We start from the raw sequence: 18,754 nt of genomic DNA, 5'->3' as shown, positions 1-18,754 counted from the left end.
GCTGATCGACGCGGGCGACCGCCGGAGCCGTCGGCGGTAGCGTGGGAGGGCAGGGCCCGGCGGTGTCGACGGTGCCCGGCGGTGTCCGGCCGAGGCCGATTCCGTGCCGCCGAGTCAGGTGGGAAGCCGTGTCAGGGAGGAGAGAGCATGCCCGTCCTCACCCGGTTCTCCCGGTTCCCGAAGTACCTCAACCCCGTCCTGAGGCCGCTCGCGCGACGGGTTCCGCCGCTCGCCGTGCTGCACCACCGGGGCCGCCGCAGCGGCACCCCGTTCGACATGCCGGTCCAGGCCTTCCGGACCGGTACGGGGTTCATCGTCGGTCTCGCCTACGACGCGGACGCGGACTGGGCGCTGAACATCGTCGCCGCGCAGGGCGGAGCGATCAGCCGGGGCGGACGCCGCTACCGGATCAGCCGGCCCCGCAGGCGAGGCCCGGAGGCCCGCGCGGACCTGGCCAGGTCGGTCGGTTTCGTCATGCGTAAGCTCGACGTCGACGACTTCCTCGCATTCGACGCGACCCGCATCCAAGCCGCCGACCTTCCGACGGGCCCCGGGCGGCGGCTCGGACCGTGACCGTGCCGGGCTTCTGCGGCGCAGGCGCGGTGGCTCGGGCGGGTTTTCGCGGGACCGTCGTACGGCCGGAGACGGAAAAGGGGCCGTCCGGACACCCAGCCCCCTTCGGTCACCCTGAGTTACCATGCTCTCTTGGCAAGGTCGACAAGAATAGGTGGCCCGAGAAAGTGCTCGAAGAGGTTGTAGCGACCCGCTACGTCACGCCCCTGCGTGAGGGGGGCTCGCTCCCCGGGATCGTCGAGGCCGACGACCTCGGTACGTACGTCATGAAGTTGCCCACATGGTGGCGCTGACCTGCGGATTCATGGCTCATTAGGTCTCTGAACTGCAAGGATGAGTATTTCCCAGCCTTTCGGTTTCGTTCTGGGTTGTGCAGCCGGTTCTCCCCACACGCTCCCCAGGGCCTTCGATACTCCCCAGATTCTCCCCAGCGGTCCCACGTGTAGCGAGTGCTGCGCCCGGGAGCAGGTAGGTGTGCCTGGCTACGCCGGTGTCACGCTGGGTTGTTGCACCGTCGTGCGCCCATTTGCCGCTGACCGAGGGGACTGGGGAGGCAAACGGTGGTTGTCTCCGATCCGGAATGGCGCATGCTGTAAAGGTCGACCAGCGAGGTTCAGTTGGCGTATGAGAGGCGCGCAGTGCCGAAGTCGGGGCCTTCGTGGTCCGAGGGCGTCAGCAGTGTCCGCGAGGGCGGCCTGAGAGCTACGCAGCGCAGTAGGCCCACCGAGTTGGGCTTGGCGGGCCCATCGGGGAGACGTAGGGTGCGGTGGGGTCCCGCCTTCCCGGCTCACCTTCGCTCGCGCGGGGCGGACCAGTAGTAGTTGACGGGATCGATGCGCTCGCCCGGTTCACCTCCGCTGGCGCGGAGAGGACCCCTTTTTGACCTGCGGCGTTAGAGGGGGTTTGCCATTTCTTGACTTTCTCTACGGAGGGCGGCGAGGGTGAGCCTGCCGAAGTCGACGGTTTCGCGGCGGCGGGTGCCCGCAGTCCTGAGGGTGAAGCCTTGTTCGTTGTCGGCGGGGTGGGCGAGGACGGCGATGCCGTCGTGGGTGCGGGCGGCGTCGGCGGCCCAGAGTTCGTCGCGGACTTTGGCGGAGACGGTGCCGACGTAGAGCTCGGGGGTGACTTCGAGGAGCCAGTGGGTGAGGGCGCCGCGCGGGTGGTCGGGGACGGCGGTGGCCGAGATGACGATCATCGAGGACATGAGTGGCCGTGCCCTTCAGGTGTTTGGGTCATGCGTGTTTGCCGTGGTTGATGTAGGCGGGGACGGAGCCGACGACGGGCCCCCACAGGGCCACGAGTTGGATGTCGGTGACGACCGGGGGAGGAGTACGGCTCACCTCCGTTCATGCGGAGAGGACGACGTGTTGGGGTCGAGCGCGATCCCGCGCCACGGTCTACCTCCGCTGGAGCGGAGAAGGTGGTTGGCTGGTCGCTTTCGCATGGCCCAAGGACGGGCTACCTCTGCTTGCGCAGGGAGTTCCTGGTTCGAATCTGTCCTTTTGTCAGGGTGCAGTGTGTGTGGGGTGTTCGTTAGTCGCGTACGAGGCCGTCGAGGGGGTGGAGGTGGATGGTCTGGCCGTTGAGTCGGTAGGGCTGTGTGCCTGTGCGGGTGGTGCGTTGGGGTAGGAGGAGGACATCTCGTAGGGCGCCGATGTTTCTCCAGCCGGTCGGGGTGTCGGTGTCGGGGTAGCGTCCTTGGAGCCAGCGGTGGTCGATTTGGACGGTGCGGGACATCAGGTCGCGGATGGTTTTGGTGTCGGTAGAGCTGATGTGAGTGGGAAGGGGGCGGTGGCGTGCTTTGCGGTCGAGCCAGAGTCGGCCGTCGGTGTCGGTCCAGACGGGGATGATGCGGGTGGTGTCCGCGCCGAGTCGGGTGGCGATGAGGTCTTCTCGTCGATGGCGGTGAGGGGGCGGAGGTCGCACTCGGCGAGCGTGCCGTCCAGGAGAACAAACTCCGGATCGTGTGCGCGCAGCGTCTTCAGCAGGCCGGGTGCCTGCTCGGCGAGCAGGACGGTGACCGCGGTGACGTAGGCAGGACCGGTGCCGACCGATATCCCGAAGGCCGCGGCGATACGAGCCGGCGTTTCGTGGCGGCGCAGGTGCACCAGTGCGATCAACGCCCGCCGGTGCGGTGGAAGCTTGCACCGGCGGTCACCTTCACGGGTGACGATGAGCATCGTGACCCACTCGACCAGGGCGTGAGGCAGGTCGAGTACGGCAGGATAGGGAACCAACAGGGCTCCTGTGCTGATGAGTTGAGACGTCGAACACCTCCCTCAACGGCACGGGAGCCCTGTCCGTTGCGCACCCCGAACCCACACCGCCCCGTCACCCGATCAGTGGCCACTCTGAAAACACTCACTGAGCCTCCGCCAACTTGAAGTTGCAGGTCAGAGGGCTGGTGTGAACGGTCCTCCGGGTACTCGTGCTGGTCGTGGGCGGTTGTCTGTGGTGTAGATCGTTTACCAGCGGTCGGCTCTCGGTTCTTGAGGTACGTCTCGTTATGTCGGCCCCTCACAGAAGGGCGGATTCGCGCCTGGGAGCATGAGCGGATGTCCGAGGAACCGAACCCGATGTCTAACCTGTGGCCGCTCGTACCGCCTGGGGCCACCGACTGGCTGCTGGAGCTGTGTGGCGACGGCCTAACCGGGTTCATGCCTCCGGCGATGCCCGACGCGGTGTGGGTGCTCAACTCCATGTACGAGCACGAGCATGGATCAACCGAAGTGTCGTACGACGGGTACCACCAGGCACGTCTTGCCGACGGGAGCACCCAGCCCCATATCGTCGCGGGTATCGACCTCGACGCCGTGAGCATCGCCACGGGGAGAGGTCTGGGCCGAGCCCGGCACCCCGGCCCCGGCTGGCGGCGGCTGCGATGGACCGAGCTTGCCCGGCGGACCGGCGACCTGATGGTGCCCGACGGGCTGATGCCCTCCTACCGCTGCTTCCCCTCAGCCAACAAGGAGGGCAGCTGGCCACTGAGCATGATCCCGCCGACCGAAGGAAGCCTGGACCGGGAGACCTGGAACCGGCTGATCGCCACCCTCACCCAGTACAGCCCCGCAGGCCCGGACACCCGCTGCCTTGCCTACTACAACCCGCTGACGCTCGGAGCCACCGACTTCGACAACCTCCACGTGCGTGGGGGCCGGCTCGGCGACGCCGAGCTCCTGTACGACCAGTCCGAAGCTGACTTCAGCCCGTCCAACCTCTGGGCTGATGACCGCTCCTGGGTCCTTTGCACCGACTACGACCTGTGGGCCACCAAGGTCGTCGGTTCACCAGCCCTCATCGACGCATTGCTCAACGACTCTGAAATCGAGGCGGTTCGTCTGCCTTGGGCACACTGATGACGAGCCGCCCATAGCTCCTTACCCAGCCCTGGAGCGGCGAGCACTCCAGTTCCTGCCCGCCGGGGCCGAACGGCCCTCTACGATCCGGTGCATGCTGGATCCCGAGCTGCTGGAACGGATCACCGCGCGGCGTGCGGAACTGGACGAACTCGAAGAACAGCTGGCCAGACAGCTGGCGGAAGTGCGGGCCGAACGGGACGAACTCGCCGTCGCCGAACGCGTTCTTGAACGGATGGCCGGGCAGCTCGCCGAGGAACGCGCCTCCGCCAGGCCGATGCCGGGGCAGGTGGGTGGCCGGGCGGTGATGCTGATCCCGCACCGCGAACCGGGAGTGGAGGAGGACGCGCTGCCGTGGGACTACCAGCGCATCATCACCGCCGTGCGGCAGGCCGCCGGACCGGTCATGGCCCGCGAGGTCGGCGAGGCAGTGGGGGTGGACGTCAGCGTGAAGTCCAAGCTGGAACCGCTGCGCGGCAAGCTGGTCAGACTCGTCGATCGCGGCTGGCTCCGCAAACTCCCCGACGGCCGGTTCACCACCCGCCTGTGACGAGCAGCACCGCCACCCGAAGCGGCTTGGCACGGGCGTGACCCGGTTGCCCCCGGCGGCCGTTGGGATTGTGTGACGAATGCCAAAAAGCGCGCCGAGGGCACCTGCCCGCTTGTCTACCAGTGCCGTCTGCCGCTGTCCACGCGCACCGTCAACCACCTCGCCGACCTGCTACGGCGTCACCTGAAGACAATTCGGTCCCGGTGGCGGATCCTGCCGCCCGGGAAGATCGCGGTGATCGTCCTGGCCGTACTGCGTCACGACCAGCGCCTGGCCGACATGGCCGGCGGCAACGACGTGTCCGAGTCCACGGTCCGCCGCTGGCGGGACGAGCTGATCGGACTGCTCGCCGCGCAGGCCCCGCGCCTGGACCGCGTCCTGAAGAAGGTCGCCAAGCAGGGCGGGGAGCTGGTCCTGATCGACGGCACCCTCATCCGCACCAGACGCCGCACCGGCAAGGCCGACCGGCGGAACTACTCCGGCAAGCACCGCAGCCATGGACTGCACTTCCTCGCCCTGACCGACGAGAACGGGCGCCTGATCTGGATATCCGCTGCCCGGCCCGGCCGCACCCACGACAACACCGCCGCCCGCCACGACCACATCCTGGCCCACCTGCGCGCCGCAGGCCTCGGGGCGCTGGCCGACCTCGGCTTCCGCGGCCTGGACAACAACATCCTCGACCCCGTGATCGTCACCGGCTACGCCGCCACCCGCACCCACAAGCTCACCCCAGGCCAGAAGGAAGCCAACCGCGTCCTCGCCGTCGGACGCGCACCGGTCGAGCACGGCTTCGCCCACCTCAAGAACTGGCGAACCCTCACCAAACTCCGCACCGACCCCGCCCGCGCCACCCAGCTCCTGCGAGCTCTGCTCGTCCTGACGAACCTCGAAATCAACCGCTGACGGATGATCTTCGCCGCAGGCTCCCGCCCACCACCAGCATGAGCGCCCTGACGACCGGTCACACCAGCCTCTTGACCTGCGACTTCAAGTTGGCGAAGGCTCACTTAACGTCCACTCAGATGGTGCTCGTACAGCAGCCAGGAAACATGCTCGACGAGCTCGTGCGGGACGCCGAGCATGGCAGGATACGGAACCAACAGGGCCCCTCAGGTCGCCGGTGTGATGAGTGGAATTACCACGCCAACGACGAGGGGTCCTACCTCGTCACCACACCCGCTGACCAGCCCATTTCACTCCTGCGGAACAGGATGAAAGGGGTTCAGTGGGACTTGCCGGTGAGTAGAGCTGCCTGTCGGGATGCGATGTCGGAAGCCGATTCCCAATCCCAAGAGGGGGTGCCACTGAGGCCCAGCACCAGAACGTGGCAGTCGATGGCAGCACCCAGCAGCAAAGCAACCCCCTCCTCTCCCGTACCGGCCAGGGGACGCACCTGCTGCCTGCGTGCCCACAAGGAATTTGCTCCATTGATCGGCGGGATGTTGACATCAATTTCGCTGACCACGCGTACTGTCGCAGATGGATTACCCAACAGGCGCTTATTCGCTGCTTGAAGGGCGGCAGTGGCATCGTCTTGTGTGGCTAGAGGCGTGGTTTGAATCCACATCCATCGTGCAGTGCCGTCGTGAAACGACCGCCAAGCGGTAACGCTGCCGCTTCTGCGGGCCCTCTCGCCCCACGAGGTTCTTGGTCTCTTCTGTCCTGTCGGCCAGGTTCGCTCGTCCATCAGCCTCCAGCCCTGAGGGAGGTCTTTTACCGTCACAAGGCGGGATAGTGCATTTCGGCGCCTCATCCCCGAAATGAAAATTGAACGCATGAATCAACCCCCCGTCATTCCCCAGAATGCGAAACCCAGCGGATTTCCGTATTCATCATAAATTGGTGTGCAGCACCCGCTGCCGCGAAACATGGGCGGGAGATCTGAGTCGTAGGTTTCGTATACGCGCTCAACGAGGGGACGTGTGGGCTTCGTCTCGCCAAAGTACTCCATCACTTCCTCTGGTGTGATGACTCGTACGGTGCCATTCTCCTCGTGATCTTCATCCCTCACTCCAATGACCTGGTCGACATCGATGATCGAGTGCGTCCCCCCTGCTCTTCCATGATATCGCTGCCCATCAAGTCTGTGAGCGTCTTTAGTGATGGGTCTTGATTTACCCAGAATTTCTGGAATTCCTGCTCGCGGAGCTCATCCAGTGCAGCCTGAGAGTCATGGCTTGTCTCGGAAAAATAGATCCATCTAGATGCACCCATGGCAACTCCACTCGACTGTAAACCGCTTGTGGCTAGTGAGGCCCGGCTGGGCGCATCCGCTCTGTGATGCGCCCAGCCGGGAGGGGTCTGACTAGAATGCGACTGCGCAGGCAGGGGCAGCAGGCCCGCACAGTGGCGAGGCCAGCTTACCTACCCACCAGAGTGTCCCGAGTGACAACCCCACTCCCCCCGCAACCTTGACTGGGGTGGGAACTCGAACGCGAACGGGCTTCGGATCGGGTTGGGGGTGTGAGGTGGCGACATAGAAGGCTTGATAGGTGACGACTCCAGTTCCGCTTTTGTCAAAGAAATCGGAATTTTCCAATTCCAAGAACTGCCCGCGTTTGGTTCCGGGGCCAACTAGCGGGTGCGGCAGCTGAAATCCTGGCTTGATGTCAAGACCCTTGTATTTCGGATCCCTTTTCATGAAGTCGATGTACCAGTCGACGTCATCAATGCCAAACGATTCGGCAGGTTCTACGGAGTCATTCAGCCAGGGCAATTTCGCCTTGTGCTTGATAAATTCCGATATTTAGCTATTGATTTGAAATGCCCTGTATTCGGCTTGGCTTATGGTGTGTGATAGTCTGCTAAAATTTGGGTTGACTTAGTGTCTCGCGCCTGTCAGTTAGTGTTTTCAGAGTGGCCACTGATCGGGTGACGGGGCGGTGTGGGTTCGGGGTGCGCAACGGACAGGGCTCCCGTGCCGTTGAGGGAGGTGTTCGACGTCTCAACTCATCAGCACAGGAGCCCTGTTGGTTCCCTATCCTGCCGTACTCGACTTGCCTCACGCCCTGGTCGAGTGGGTCACGATGCTCATCGTTACCCGTGAAGGTGACCGCCGGTGCAAGCTTCCACCGCACCGGCGGGCGTTGATCGCGCTGGTGCACCTGCGCCGCCACGAAACGCCGGCTCGTATCGCCGCGGCCTTCGGGATATCGGTCGGCACCGGTCCTGCCTACGTCACCGCGGTCACCGTCCTGCTCGCCGAGCAGGCACCCGGCCTGCTGAAGACGCTGCGCGCACACGATCCGGAGTTTGTTCTCCTGGACGGCACGCTCGCCGAGTGCGACCGCGTCGGTGACGGCAGGGCCGACTACTCGTCGAAACACAAGCGGCACGGGGTGAACGTGCAGGTCGTCACAGATCCCGGCGGGGAGATTCTCTGGCTGTCGCCGGCGCTGCCGGGCCGGACCCACGACCTGACTGCCGCACGCACCCACCAGATCCTTCGGATCTGCGAACGCCAGGACATCCCGATCCTCGCCGACATGGCCTATATCGGTGCCGGCGACTGGGTCACCACCGCCAAGCGCCGCCCGCCAGGCGGCGAACTCACGCCCACCGAGCAGACCGCGAACCGGGCCCTGTCCGCAGCCCGTGCACCCGTCGAACGAGGCATGGCACGACCGAAGTCCTGGCAGATCATCCGCAGATCCCGCATCAGCCCCAACCGAATGAGCGTCATCGCCAGAGCCGTCCTCACCCTCGAGAGGCAACGCTGAAAACGCTCAATGTGTAGCGGGTGACTTTGCGCCACTTCGCTGATCTGGCAAACATGCAGGTCATAAGGGGTCTGACTCTTCGGGGTCAGGCCCCTTAGTTTTTACCGTGCTGGATGGGTGCTGGATTTTCTGACCTGTCGTCACCTCTCATATCCGTACCGTGCTGGATATGTGGCCGTCGCCGAAAGCGTCACATCGAGGCGTTCTCGCCAGTAGAGGTGGAGCTGCCGTGGGCGAAGCCGGACGGGGAGAGGAAGAAGTTCTCCCTGCTGCTCACCACGAGCTTCGGCAACGCCGTCGCGGTGAACACCTGGAATACCTACACCTGGAAGCCAGCCCTGGCCAAGGCGGGCGTCATCCCGCCACGTGCCGAGGGGGCGAAACCCTGGCAGTGGGCGGCGGCCCCGAAGGACGGTTTCCACGTGCTTCGGCACACCTACGCCTCGATCATTTTGGAAGCCGGGGAGTCCGTCGTGACCCTGGCTCGGTGGCTCGGACACTCTTCGCCGGCGATCACCCTCGGTTACTATGCTCACTTCATGCCGGAAGCCGGCAGCAAGGGGCGTGGCGCTGTCGACGGCCTGCTGGGGGGAGCGGCTCGCCTGCCGAAACTCCTCAGGTTCTCCCCAGCGCAGTCGACCCGTGATCCCTGCCTCTACACTCCGGAGAAGTCGTCCGTGGATTGCAAGGTTGAAGAGATCGGTGGCCTGAGAAAGTGCTCGAAGAGGTTGTAGCGACCCGCTACGTCACGCCCCTGCGTGAGGGGGGCTCGCTCCCCGGGATCGTCGAGGCCGACGACCTCGGTACGTACGTCATGAAGTTCACCGGGGCGGGCCAGGGGCGGAAGACCCTGGTGGCGGAGGTCATCTGCGGGGAGCTCGGCCGACGGCTCGGGCTGCGGGTGCCGGAGCTCGTGACCATGCAGCTCGACCCGGTGATCGGGCTCGGCGAGCCCGACCAGGAGGTGCAGGAGCTGCTCAAGGCGAGCGGCGGACTGAACCTGGGGATGGACTACCTCCCCGGCTCCCTGGGTTTCGACCCGCTCGCGTACCACGTCGACCCGGTGGAGGCCGGGCGGATCGTCTGGTTCGACGCGCTGATCAACAACGTCGACCGTTCCTGGCGCAACCCCAACATGCTGGTCTGGCACGGCGACGTCTGGCTGATCGACCACGGTGCCACGATGATCTGGCACCACAACTGGCCGGGCGCCCAGGCGTCGGCGGCCAAGCCGTACAACGCCTCCGACCACGTGCTGGCGCCCGCCGGCCCGGACGTCGCGGCAGCAGCCGCGGCCCTCGCGCCGCTCGTCACCGAGGAACTGCTCACCGAGGTGACGGCCCAGGTGCCCGACGAGTGGCTCCTCGGCGAGCCCGGGTTCGGTTCCACGGACGAACTGCGGCGCGCGTACGTGGCGCCTCTGCTCGCCCGTGCCGCCACCATCCACGAGCGCATCGTCATGGACGCTCCGGCACCGACCGGCCCGTCCAAGGCCCCCGGCTGGCTCGCCGACCGCCTCGCCCCGAGGACCCAGGCGACGAACCCCCGCGCGACGGAGAAGGACGAAACCCGATGAGCACACGCGAGGTCTTCGAGTACGCGCTGCTGCGCGTCGTCCCCCGCGTCGAGCGCGGGGAGTGCTTCAACGCCGGGGTGCTCGTCTACAGCCGGGCGCACTCCTTCGTCGCCGCCCGTACCCACCTCGACGAGAGCAAGCTGCGCGCGCTCGACCCCGCCGCCGACGTGGTCGGGGTGCGGGCCGCGCTGCGGGCGGTGGAGAACGTCTGCGGCGGCGGTGACGCGGCCGGTCAGGCGGCCGGTGACGACGCCGGGCGGCGGTTCCGCTGGCTGATCGCCCCCCGTTCCACGGTCGTCCAGCCGGGACCCGTGCACACCGGCCTGACGCTCGACCCGGCGGCCGAGGTCGAGCGCCTGCTCGATCTCCTCGTCCGCTGAGGACTCCGTACCGCACCTCCCGAAGGGGCCGCCCGCGACAGTCGCGGGCGGCCCCTCCTTCGTCTCCTTCGGGTGTGACATGCACCCCTGGGTGTCGTGGCCGTTGACACCGAGTGCCAGGGCTTCTAGCGTCGCAACCACAACAGTACTAAGCGCTTGCTCAGCAAACGGGACCGTGGGCCGTACCGGGAATCTCCGGCGCGGTGGCACGGCCGGTGTGGGCTGGGCCGCGACCCAACGGCGAGGAGAACCCAGCATGTCCACCACCGAGCAGCGTGTCGCCATCGTGACGGGAGCGGCGCGAGGCATTGGGGCCGCGACCGCCGTGCGCCTGGCGGCCGAGGGCCGCGCCGTGGCCGTACTCGACCTCGACGAGGCCGCCTGCAAGGACACCGTCGAGAAGATCACCGCCGCCGGCGGTACCGCGCTCGCCGTCGGCTGTGACGTGTCGGACGCCGCGCAGGTCGAGGCCGCCGTCGCGCGGGTCGTCGCCGAGCTCGGTGCGCCGACGATCCTGGTCAACAACGCGGGCGTGCTCCGTGACAACCTGCTCTTCAAGATGAGCGAGTCCGACTGGGACATCGTGATGAACGTCCACCTCAAGGGGGCGTTCCTGATGGCCAAGGCCGTCCAGAAGCACATGGTGGACGCCAAGTTCGGGCGTATCGTCTCGCTCTCCTCCTCCTCGGCGCTCGGCAACCGCGGCCAGGCCAACTACGCGGCCGTCAAGGCCGGTCTCCAGGGCTTCACCAAGACCCTCGCCATCGAGCTCGGCAAGTTCGGCATCACCGCCAACGCCGTCGCGCCCGGCTTCATCGTGACGGAGATGACCGCCCAGACCGCGGCCCGCGTCGGGATGGGCTTCGAGGAGTTCCAGGCCGCCGCCGCCACGCAGATCCCCGTCCAGCGCGTGGGCCGCCCGGACGACATCGCCAACGCCATCTCCTTCTTCACCGGCGACGACGCGGGCTTCGTCTCCGGCCAGGTGCTGTACGTCGCCGGCGGCCCGCTCAACTGACCCGAGGGGCAAGGGACATCATGACTGTGCAGGACAGCGGAAAGGTCGCGCTCGTCACCGGCGCGAGCCGGGGCATCGGGTACGGCGTCGCCGAGGCGCTCGTCGCCCGCGGCGACCGGGTCTGCATCACGGGCCGCGGCGAGGAGGCGCTCAAGGAGGCCGTCGAGAGGCTGGGCTCCGACCGGGTGATCGGCGTCGCCGGCAAGGCGCACGACGAGGCGCACCAGGCGCAGGCCGTCGAGCGCACCATGGAGGCTTTCGGCCGGGTCGACTACCTCGTCAACAACGCCGGAACCAACCCGGTGTTCGGGCCCATGGCCGAGCTCGACCTCAACGTCGCGCGCAAGGTCTTCGAGACCAACGTGATCTCGGCACTCGGGTTCGCCCAGCGGACCTGGAAGGCGTGGCAGGCGCAGAACGGCGGGGCGATCGTCAACATCGCCTCGGTGGCCGGGATTTCGGCGTCTCCCTTCATCGGCGCGTACGGCATGAGCAAGGCCGCCATGGTCAACCTGACGCTCCAGCTGGCCCACGAGTTCGCGCCGGTCGTCCGGGTCAACGCGATCGCCCCGGCCGTCGTCAAGACCAAGTTCGCCGAGGCGCTGTACGAGGGTCGCGAGGCCGAGGTGGCCGCCGCATATCCCATGGCCCGGCTGGGAGTTCCGGAAGACATCGGCGGGGCCGCCGCCTTCCTCACCTCGGAGCAGGCGGGCTGGATCACGGGGCAGACGCTCGTGATCGACGGGGGAATCTTCCTGAATGCCGGAGTGGGCTGAACAGGCTGCCACGGTTCGCCCCGATTGAAGCAAGTGCCCTGCCGGGCCTGGTGATTGGCCCGGCGGGGCGCTGCGGTATGGTCTGCCGACCCATGGCTGATCGAGGAGCGTGCACGTGTTCTACCGGGCCAGTCTGCAGGCTGCTGCAGCCCTAGCATCCCTGTCACTCGTCGCCGGCTGCAGCGCGCTCTCCGGCAGCGGCTCGGACGTCGACCAGCACATCTCGGTCGGGACGACCAGCTCGCCCTCGACCCTGGACCCCGCCGGAGCCTGGGACAACTCCTGGGAGCTGATGCGGAACGTCTTCCAGACCCTGGTGTCCTTCCCCACCGGAAGCACCAAGCCCCAGCCCGACGCGGCGGAGTGCGTCTTCACCGACTCCACGAGCATGGCGTACCGCTGCGAGCTCAAGAGCGGCCTGAAGTTCTCGGACGGCGAGACGCTCGACGCCGAGGCGGTCAAGTACTCCATCGACCGGATCCTGGCGATCAAGGCCAAGGGCGGCCCGCTCGGCCTGCTGGGCTCGCTCGACCGGGTGGAGACCAAGGGCGACGACCTCGTCATCTTCCACCTGAAGAAGTCCGACGCCACCTTCCCGTTCGTCCTCGCCACCCCGGCCATGTCGATCGTCGCGCCGAAGCAGTACCCCAAGGACAAGCTCCGCACCGGCAACGCGGTCACCGGCTCGGGGCCGTACGTGCTGGACCACTACGAGCCCCACACCGTCGCGGAGCTGAAGAAGAACGACAGCTACAAGGGCTTCGCGAACCGCAAGAACGACTCCGTCACCATCCGGTACTACGCGAAGTCCGACGAGATGGTCGAGGCGCTGAGGGCCGACAAGATCGACGCCACCTACCGCGGCCTCACCGCCGACGAGGTGATCGGCCTCCAGAGCGGCAAGAAGGAGGACAAGGGCCTCCAACTCGTCGAGTCCGTGGGCGCCGACATCCGCTTCCTCGTCTTCAACCCGAAGGACCCGGTCGCCGGCAAGCCGGCCGTGCGCGAGGCCATCGCCCGCCTCGTGGACCGGGACGCCCTCGTGGCAAAGGTCTACCAGGGCACGGCCGAGCCCCTCTACTCCATCGTGCCGAAGGGCATCGCCGCCCACACCACCAGCTTCTTCGACACCTTCGGGGACCCCGACCCGAAGAAGGCGCGGGAGGTGCTCACCGACGCCGGGATCACGGAGCCGGTCGAGATGACGTTCTGGTACACCACGGACCGCTACGGTTCCTCGACCGCACCCGAGTTCGAGGAGATCAAGCGGCAGCTGGAGAAGTCCGGTCTGTTCAAGATCACCCTGCGCAGCGCGCCCTGGACCGCGTTCCAGGAGGGGTTCAACAAGGGCCAGTACCCGGTCTTCGGACGCGGCTGGTTCCCCGACTTCCCGGACCCGGACAACTTCATCGCGCCCTTCGTCGGCAAGGAGAGCGCCACCGGCGGCATGTACGTCAACAAGAAGATCACCGACCAGCTCCTGCCCTCCTCCCGCAAGGAGAGCGACCGCGGCGCGGTCAGCAAGCAGTTCGCCGAAGCGCAGCAGATCATGGTCCAGGACATCCCGCTGCTGCCGCTCTGGCAGGGCAAGCTCTACATCGCGGCCGGCGAGGACATAGGCGGCGGCGAGCGCGCGCTCGACCCGCAGACCGTCATGCAGATGTGGGAGCTGTACCGCAAGGCCAGCTGGTAGTCCGGCGAACGAGGCGGCCCGGCCCGCTGTCAGAGGGGCCGGGTAGGTTCTTTTCCAAGAACCGAATGCCTTTTGGAGGTTGTGGACGTGACCGACACCGACCTGCTGCTGCCCGAATCCTGGCGCGGCGTCCTCGGCGACGAGATGCAGAAGCCGTACGTGAAGGAGCTTGCGGACTTCGTCGAGGAGGAGCGCGCCAAGGGACCGGTGTACCCGCCGCGCGACCAGGTCTTCGCCGCTCTGGCGGCCACGCCCTACGACCGGGTGAAGGTGCTCGTCCTCGGCCAGGACCCCTACCACGGCGAGGGGCAGGGCCACGGGCTCTGCTTCTCCGTGCGGCCCGGCGTCAGGACGCCGCCCTCGCTGCGCAACATCTACAAGGAGATGCAGCAGGAACTGGGCCTCCCCGTCCCGGACAACGGCTATCTGATGCCCTGGGCCGAACAGGGCGTCCTGCTGCTCAACGCCGTCCTGACCGTACGGGCCGGCGAGGCCAACTCGCACAAGGGCAAGGGCTGGGAGAAGATCACCGACGCCGTGATCCGCGCGGTGGCCGAGCGCCCCGAGCCCGCCGTGTTCGTCCTCTGGGGCAACTACGCGCAGAAGAAGCTCCCGCTCATCGACGAGTCGCGCCACGTGGTGGTGAAGGGCGCGCACCCCTCACCGCTCTCCGCGAAGCGGTTCTTCGGGTCCCGGCCCTTCAGCCAGATCAACGAGGCCGTCGCCGCCCAGGGCCACGACCCCATCGACTGGCGCATCCCCGACCTCGGCTGATCCCGCGCCTCCGCCCGTCCCCGGGCCGCGACTGCACGTCCCCGGGTCCGCGACGCCACGGACCGGGGGACGTCGGCCCCGGGGGACCGTCCTGCCGCGCCTGAGCGTGATCGGGCACCGGTGCCGCTAGGGTGTGTCCGGCGGATCAGGACCGGTCAGGATCCGCCGGCACCCCAGGGTCCGTCCCGTCACCGGAGCCCGGTCCGGCACGCCCCGCCGGAAGGCTCCGGGTCCGCGCCCGCCCCGTCCCCGCACCGGTGCAGGGCCCCGCTCCCGCACCGCGGCCCCCGTTGCCGCACATCCGCACGAGGGAGGCCGCCGTGGCCGAGCAGCAGTCGTCGACGGACGCCGTCGGCACCCGGATCGGCCAGGCGGTCATGCTCCTGCACGGCGGGGACCGCGAAGAGGCCCGCAACCGCTTCGCCGTTCTCTGGTCCGAGCTGGGCGAGGACGGCGACGCGCTGCACCGCTGCACCCTCGCGCACTACATGGCCGACACCCAGGACGACCCGGCCGACGAGCTCGCCTGGGACCTGCGGGCGATGGACGCGGCGGCCGAGGGGCTGACCGGCGAGCGGCCCGCCCCGCGCCGGGATCTCCTCGCCCTGCACGCTTTCTCTCCCGCGCTGCACCTCGGTCTTGCCGCGGACTACCTCAAGCTGCGCCGCCCCGAGGCCGCCCGCCACCACCTGGACCGCGCCCGGAGGGCGGCGGACGCACTCCCCGACGGGGGCCGGGGCAACGGCGTCCGGACCGCCATCGACCGGCTGGGGGCACGGCTCGGCCGGGAGCACTGAGCCGACCCGCACCCCGGCAGGACGGGCGCGGGGCCGCCCGCTGTTCCCGGCCCCGCCTCAGTGGCCGTACGCCTGGTCGCAGATCCGGGACTGCGGGCTCCCGGCCGGCCACCCCCCATATCCGCGCCCGAGCGCGCAGACGCCCTTGCCGGACGCCGGTACCCGGGGCAGCCCGGACACCGTCAGGGTGGGGAGCGTGACGGGTGGGCGCGGTGGGGGGTGGGCCGCCGGGGGGACTCCGCCCGGCGGCGGCACGTGCGGCCGGGACACGGGGGCCGGCGCCGCGTCCGCCGGGGCGGGCGCGGACGGGGAGGCGGCGGGCACGGCGTCCAGCGCCTCGCGCGCGGGCGGCTGGCCGATCTGGGGCTCCACCCCCCGCGCGGGGCCGCTGGACGCGGGCGGGGGCGGAGGCGCCCCCGGGCCGCCGGGGTTGACCGTCACACAGCCGGACACGGTGGCGACAGCCACGCCCACGAAAGCGGCCACGGTCATTCTGGTTCGTTGCACCCGGTAACTCTGCGGGTGGGCGGCGCGGAGCGGGAGTCCGTACGCGCCAAATGCCCCGCACGAGTGACCCGGTCAGCGCGGTGCGGACCGGCGCCCGTTCGTACGGCGGAACGATCATCGTCCCCGGTGGTGTCCGGCGGGTGCGTTCCGTCGGCGCCTCCCCGCGACGGCGGCCCCCGCCCCGCCCGTATGCTGCCGGGATCAAGGACGGGCGCACCGCACAGTGAGGGAGTTTTCGTGAAGGTCGGCTGCATCGGACTCGGCGACATCGCGCAGAAGGCGTATCTGCCCGTGCTCGCCGCTCTGCCGGGGATCGAACTGCACCTCCAGACCCGGACTCCCGCCACGCTGGAGAGCGTCGCCGCCGCGTACCGGATTCCCGCCGCGCAGCGCCACGCCACCCTGGACTCGCTGCTGGCGCAGGACCTCGACGCCGCGTTCGTCCACGCCCCGACGTCCGTCCACCCGGAGATCACCACCCGGCTGCTGGAAGCGGGCGTCCCCACCTACGTCGACAAGCCCCTCGCGTACGAACTCGCCGCATCCACCCGGCTGGTGGAGCTCGCCGAGGAGCGCGGTACGAGTCTCGCGGTGGGCTTCAACCGCCGCCTCGCCCCCGGGTACGCGCAGTGCGCCGACCACCCGCGCGAGCTGATCCTGCTGCAGAAGAACCGGGTGGGGCTGCCCGAGGACCCCCGGACGATGGTGCTCGACGACTTCATCCACGTCGTGGACACCCTGCGCTTCCTGGTGCCGGGCCCCGTCGACCGGGTCTCGGTGCGGGCCAGGATCGCCGACGGGCTGATGCACCACGTCGTCCTCGAACTCTCCGGCGACGGCTTCACCGCCCTCGGCATGATGAACCGCCGGGGCGGCTCCACCGAGGAGATCCTCGAAGTCTCCGGCCAGGACAGCAAACGCCAGGTCCTCAACCTCGCGGACGTCATCGACCACAAGGGCCAGCCCAGCCTGCGCCGCCGGGGCGACTGGGTGTCCGTCGCCCGCCAGCGCGGCATCGAGAGCTGCGTGACCTCGTTCCTCGACGCCGTGCGCGACGGTGTGACGCTCAGCGCGCGGGACGCGCTGGCCACCCACGAACTCTGCGAACGCGTGGTGCTGGAGGCGCTGGAGCAGGCCTGAGGTCTCCCGCACGCAGGACGCGCCCTGGGGGCGCGGGACGCGCGCGGCCGGGCCGCGGCTCCGGAGATACGGAGCCGCGGCCCGGCCGGGGTGCGGGGCGATCGGCCCCGCACGGTCGGACGAGACGTCAGCCCGCGGTGCGCAGCGGCGGGACCGCCGGGACCTCGATGGCGTTCTCGATGTCCGCGAGGGTCATCCTGAACTGCTCGGGGTAGGCGTCGCGCCGGGTGCGGCGGGCCGGTTCGGTGGTGCGCCAGGTGTAGAGGCACTGGCCGCACTGGAGCACGTCCCAGACGCCGGGCACGGGCGAGGTGGCGAGCTTGCCGACCTTCTCGAAGGCACAACGGGGGCAGATGACGGGGGAGTTCACGACAGGTCCTTCCTGGGGGAGGGGAACGGGGGTCGGCGGGCCGCGCGGGTCAGCCGCGGGACGCGATCAGCTTCTGGAGCTTCGCCGCCCACTCCTTGGTCTCCGGCAGGTCCTTGGCCGGGGTGGAGAAGTTGCCGCGCACGTCGGGGGAGACCGGCGTCGTCGCGTCGATGATCATCTTGCTGGTGATGCCGGCCGGCTGGGCGGCGGGCGCCAGCTCCAGGACGGACAGGTTGGGGATGACGACCACGTCGTCCTTGGGATTGACCTTGGCCGACATCGACCACAGGACCTGCGGCAGGTTGAACGGGTCGACGTCCTCGTCCACCAGGATCACCTGGGCCACGTACCCCAGGCCGTGCGGTGTCGTCATCGCCCGCATGCCGACGGCCTTGGCGAAGCCGCCGTACCGCTTGGCCGTGGAGATGATGACCATCAGGCCGTGCGTGTACATGGCGTTGACGGCCCGCACCTCGGGGAACTCGGCGCGCAGCTGCTTCAGCAGCGGGACGCAGGTGTTGGGACCCACGAGGTAGTCGACCTCGGTCCACGGCATGCCCAGGTAGAGCGACTCGAAGACCGGGTCGGTGCGGTACGAGACGCGGTCCACGCGGATGACCGGCATGCGGCGCCCGCCCGAGTAGTGCCCGGTGAACTCGCCGAAGGGGCCCTCGATCTGGCGTGTGCGGGACTCGATGACGCCCTCGATGACGACCTCGCTGCCCCACGGCACGTCGAAGCCGGTCAGCGGCGCGGTGGCGATGGGGGCCGGCGCGCCGCGCAGGGCGCCCGCCATCTCGTACTCGCTCTGGTCGTACGCCATCGGCATACCGGCCACCACGGTGATCACCGGGTCGTTGCCGAGGGTGATCGCGATCGGCAGGTCCTCGCCCTTCTCCTCCGCCTTGCGCAGGTGCTGGGCGATGTCGTGCATCGGGACGGGCTGGAAGGCCAGCCGGTCGGCGCCGATGACCTGGATGCGGTACGTACCGACGTTCTGCTTGCCGAAGTCGTCCGGGTCCTCCGGGTCGCGGGAGACCACGGCGGCCTTGTCGAGGTAGAACCCGCCGTCGCCGTCGTTGAGGCGGAACAGCGGAAGCACGGAGAAGAGGTCGACGTCCGCGCCCTCCTGCGTGTTCTCGCGCCAGGGCGCGTCCTCCCGGCGCTCGGGGGCGACCGGGAAGGCGTCCCAGCGGGCGGCGAACGCCTCCACCTGCTCCTTGACCGGGGTGTTCTTCGGCAGGCCCAGCGCGAGGGCGTGGTTGGCCCAGGAACCGTGCACGTTCATCGCGATCCGGGCGTCGGTGAAGCCGGTGACGTTGTCGAAGTACAGGGCCGGGGCGTTCTCGCCGATACGCCCCGTGGCGTTCGCCGCCGCCGCCAGGTCCGGCTCCGGCAGCACCTCCTCGGTGATGCGCAGGAGTTGTCCCTCCTTCTCCAGCGTGGCGAGGAAGCTGCGCAGATCGTCGTAGGCCATGGGGGCTCCAAAAAGGGTGGTCGGTAGGGGGGATGCGTCGCGGGC

The 18,754-nt window shown here is 68.3% G+C and carries 21 protein-coding genes and 2 pseudogenes; 15 read left to right on the top strand and 8 right to left on the bottom strand.

Features of this window, described 5'->3' with window-relative positions; all coding sequences use genetic code 11:
* Positions 1–147 precede the first annotated feature (147 nt).
* Positions 148–573 carry a hypothetical protein gene (locus tag ACFWEE_RS17395; protein ID WP_386889984.1) on the top strand — a complete coding sequence of 142 codons (426 nt, stop codon included), beginning with the start codon at positions 148–150 and terminating at the stop codon, positions 571–573.
* 167 nt (positions 574–740) lie between these two features.
* Positions 741–866, top strand: a complete 126-nt coding sequence (locus ACFWEE_RS17390) for a hypothetical protein (protein WP_274543581.1) — start codon at positions 741–743, stop codon at positions 864–866.
* Between the two features lie 599 nt (positions 867–1,465).
* On the opposite strand, the gene cas2e is transcribed toward ACFWEE_RS17390, so the two are convergent.
* The 3 genes and pseudogenes from cas2e to ACFWEE_RS17375 form a co-directional block, all read right to left on the bottom strand.
* Entirely contained in the window at positions 1,466–1,777 is a 312-nt protein-coding gene (gene cas2e / locus ACFWEE_RS17385) for a type I-E CRISPR-associated endoribonuclease Cas2e (RefSeq protein ID WP_386889983.1), read from the bottom strand.
* Positions 1,778–2,106: 329 nt separating this feature from the next.
* On the bottom strand, positions 2,107–2,499 hold the full coding sequence (locus tag ACFWEE_RS17380; protein WP_386889981.1) for a hypothetical protein: 393 nt from the start codon (positions 2,497–2,499) through the stop codon (positions 2,107–2,109).
* Positions 2,493–2,810, bottom strand: a pseudogene (locus ACFWEE_RS17375) (transposase family protein); the annotation flags it as partial. The pseudogene ACFWEE_RS17375 and the gene ACFWEE_RS17380, both read right to left, overlap by 7 nt.
* Before the next feature lie 339 nt (positions 2,811–3,149).
* On the opposite strand from ACFWEE_RS17375, the gene ACFWEE_RS17370 reads away from it, so the two are divergent.
* The 3 genes from ACFWEE_RS17370 (at position 3,150) to ACFWEE_RS17360 (ending at position 5,385) form a co-directional block, all read left to right on the top strand.
* Positions 3,150–3,929, top strand: coding sequence for a hypothetical protein (locus tag ACFWEE_RS17370; protein WP_386889980.1), 780 nt, complete (start codon positions 3,150–3,152; stop codon positions 3,927–3,929).
* A 94-nt stretch (positions 3,930–4,023) separates the two neighbouring features.
* Positions 4,024–4,479, top strand: coding sequence for a hypothetical protein (locus tag ACFWEE_RS17365; protein WP_386889979.1), 456 nt, complete (start codon positions 4,024–4,026; stop codon positions 4,477–4,479).
* A gap of 72 nt (positions 4,480–4,551) precedes the next feature.
* On the top strand, positions 4,552–5,385 hold the full coding sequence (locus ACFWEE_RS17360; RefSeq protein ID WP_386889978.1) for a transposase family protein: 834 nt from the start codon (positions 4,552–4,554) through the stop codon (positions 5,383–5,385).
* A gap of 122 nt (positions 5,386–5,507) precedes the next feature.
* Here the strand turns inward: ACFWEE_RS17360 and ACFWEE_RS17355 are convergent.
* Both ACFWEE_RS17355 and ACFWEE_RS17350 read right to left on the bottom strand, forming a co-directional pair.
* A pseudogene (locus tag ACFWEE_RS17355) lies at positions 5,508–5,585 on the bottom strand (IS5/IS1182 family transposase); the annotation flags it as partial.
* A gap of 119 nt (positions 5,586–5,704) precedes the next feature.
* A complete protein-coding gene (locus ACFWEE_RS17350) occupies positions 5,705–6,049 on the bottom strand; it encodes a hypothetical protein (RefSeq protein WP_386889976.1) in 345 nt (114 codons plus the stop codon).
* Positions 6,050–7,451: 1,402 nt separating this feature from the next.
* On the opposite strand from ACFWEE_RS17350, the gene ACFWEE_RS17345 reads away from it, so the two are divergent.
* The 9 genes from ACFWEE_RS17345 (at position 7,452) to ACFWEE_RS17305 (ending at position 15,215) form a co-directional block, all read left to right on the top strand.
* Positions 7,452–8,201, top strand: a complete 750-nt coding sequence (locus tag ACFWEE_RS17345) for a transposase family protein (RefSeq protein ID WP_386889974.1) — start codon at positions 7,452–7,454, stop codon at positions 8,199–8,201.
* A gap of 218 nt (positions 8,202–8,419) precedes the next feature.
* Complete coding sequence (locus ACFWEE_RS17340; protein WP_386889972.1) at positions 8,420–8,935, top strand: tyrosine-type recombinase/integrase; 516 nt, start codon at positions 8,420–8,422, stop codon at positions 8,933–8,935.
* Positions 8,917–9,777 (top strand): HipA family kinase, encoded by an 861-nt coding sequence (locus tag ACFWEE_RS17335; RefSeq protein WP_386889970.1) that lies wholly within the window; start codon positions 8,917–8,919, stop codon positions 9,775–9,777. The genes ACFWEE_RS17340 and ACFWEE_RS17335 overlap by 19 nt, the downstream gene beginning before the upstream one ends.
* Complete coding sequence (locus ACFWEE_RS17330) at positions 9,774–10,157, top strand: DUF3037 domain-containing protein (protein WP_386889969.1); 384 nt, start codon at positions 9,774–9,776, stop codon at positions 10,155–10,157. The genes ACFWEE_RS17335 and ACFWEE_RS17330 overlap by 4 nt, the downstream gene beginning before the upstream one ends.
* Before the next feature lie 256 nt (positions 10,158–10,413).
* Positions 10,414–11,175 (top strand): 3-oxoacyl-ACP reductase FabG, encoded by a 762-nt coding sequence (gene fabG, locus ACFWEE_RS17325; RefSeq protein WP_386889967.1) that lies wholly within the window; start codon positions 10,414–10,416, stop codon positions 11,173–11,175.
* A 20-nt stretch (positions 11,176–11,195) separates the two neighbouring features.
* The gene (locus ACFWEE_RS17320; protein ID WP_386889965.1) at positions 11,196–11,951 is read left to right on the top strand and encodes an SDR family oxidoreductase; all 756 of its coding nucleotides are present in this window, start codon (positions 11,196–11,198) and stop codon (positions 11,949–11,951) included.
* 115 nt (positions 11,952–12,066) lie between these two features.
* Entirely contained in the window at positions 12,067–13,644 is a 1,578-nt protein-coding gene (locus ACFWEE_RS17315; RefSeq protein ID WP_386889964.1) for an ABC transporter substrate-binding protein, read from the top strand.
* 87 nt (positions 13,645–13,731) lie between these two features.
* Complete coding sequence (locus tag ACFWEE_RS17310) at positions 13,732–14,418, top strand: uracil-DNA glycosylase (protein ID WP_386889963.1); 687 nt, start codon at positions 13,732–13,734, stop codon at positions 14,416–14,418.
* Positions 14,419–14,795: 377 nt separating this feature from the next.
* Positions 14,796–15,215, top strand: coding sequence for a hypothetical protein (locus ACFWEE_RS17305; protein WP_386890058.1), 420 nt, complete (start codon positions 14,796–14,798; stop codon positions 15,213–15,215).
* A 57-nt stretch (positions 15,216–15,272) separates the two neighbouring features.
* Here ACFWEE_RS17305 and ACFWEE_RS17300 read toward each other — a convergent pair whose 3' ends face one another.
* Complete coding sequence (locus tag ACFWEE_RS17300) at positions 15,273–15,722, bottom strand: hypothetical protein (protein WP_386889961.1); 450 nt, start codon at positions 15,720–15,722, stop codon at positions 15,273–15,275.
* Between the two features lie 237 nt (positions 15,723–15,959).
* Between ACFWEE_RS17300 and ACFWEE_RS17295 the strand changes: the two genes are divergently transcribed.
* Entirely contained in the window at positions 15,960–16,862 is a 903-nt protein-coding gene (locus ACFWEE_RS17295) for a Gfo/Idh/MocA family protein (RefSeq protein ID WP_386889959.1), read from the top strand.
* A gap of 127 nt (positions 16,863–16,989) precedes the next feature.
* Here the strand turns inward: ACFWEE_RS17295 and ACFWEE_RS17290 are convergent, their stop codons facing one another.
* On the bottom strand, positions 16,990–17,232 hold the full coding sequence (locus tag ACFWEE_RS17290) for a non-oxidative hydroxyarylic acid decarboxylases subunit D (RefSeq protein ID WP_386889957.1): 243 nt from the start codon (positions 17,230–17,232) through the stop codon (positions 16,990–16,992).
* 49 nt (positions 17,233–17,281) lie between these two features.
* Positions 17,282–18,709 (bottom strand): non-oxidative hydroxyarylic acid decarboxylases subunit C, encoded by a 1,428-nt coding sequence (locus ACFWEE_RS17285; RefSeq protein WP_386889955.1) that lies wholly within the window; start codon positions 18,707–18,709, stop codon positions 17,282–17,284.
* Positions 18,710–18,754 lie beyond the last annotated feature (45 nt).

Origin of the sequence: Streptomyces sp. NPDC060184, assembly GCF_042728795.1 — a bacterium.
In the GTDB taxonomy this organism is placed as follows: Bacteria; Actinomycetota; Actinomycetes; order Streptomycetales; family Streptomycetaceae; genus Streptomyces.
This window is presented reverse-complemented; position numbering and strand designations above follow the sequence as displayed.

Coding starts and splice junctions, on each gene's coding strand:
- ACFWEE_RS17395 (WP_386889984.1), top strand. CDS start 148: ATGCCCGTCCTCACCCGGTTCTCCCGGTTCCCGAAGTACCTCAACCCC.
- cas2e (WP_386889983.1), bottom strand. CDS start 1,777: ATGTCCTCGATGATCGTCATCTCGGCCACCGCCGTCCCCGACCACCCG.
- ACFWEE_RS17370 (WP_386889980.1), top strand. CDS start 3,150: ATGTCTAACCTGTGGCCGCTCGTACCGCCTGGGGCCACCGACTGGCTG.
- ACFWEE_RS17365 (WP_386889979.1), top strand. CDS start 4,024: ATGCTGGATCCCGAGCTGCTGGAACGGATCACCGCGCGGCGTGCGGAA.
- ACFWEE_RS17350 (WP_386889976.1), bottom strand. CDS start 6,049: ATGTGGATTCAAACCACGCCTCTAGCCACACAAGACGATGCCACTGCC.
- ACFWEE_RS17330 (WP_386889969.1), top strand. CDS start 9,774: ATGAGCACACGCGAGGTCTTCGAGTACGCGCTGCTGCGCGTCGTCCCC.
- fabG (WP_386889967.1), top strand. CDS start 10,414: ATGTCCACCACCGAGCAGCGTGTCGCCATCGTGACGGGAGCGGCGCGA.
- ACFWEE_RS17320 (WP_386889965.1), top strand. CDS start 11,196: ATGACTGTGCAGGACAGCGGAAAGGTCGCGCTCGTCACCGGCGCGAGC.
- ACFWEE_RS17305 (WP_386890058.1), top strand. CDS start 14,796: ATGCTCCTGCACGGCGGGGACCGCGAAGAGGCCCGCAACCGCTTCGCC.
- ACFWEE_RS17285 (WP_386889955.1), bottom strand. CDS start 18,709: ATGGCCTACGACGATCTGCGCAGCTTCCTCGCCACGCTGGAGAAGGAG.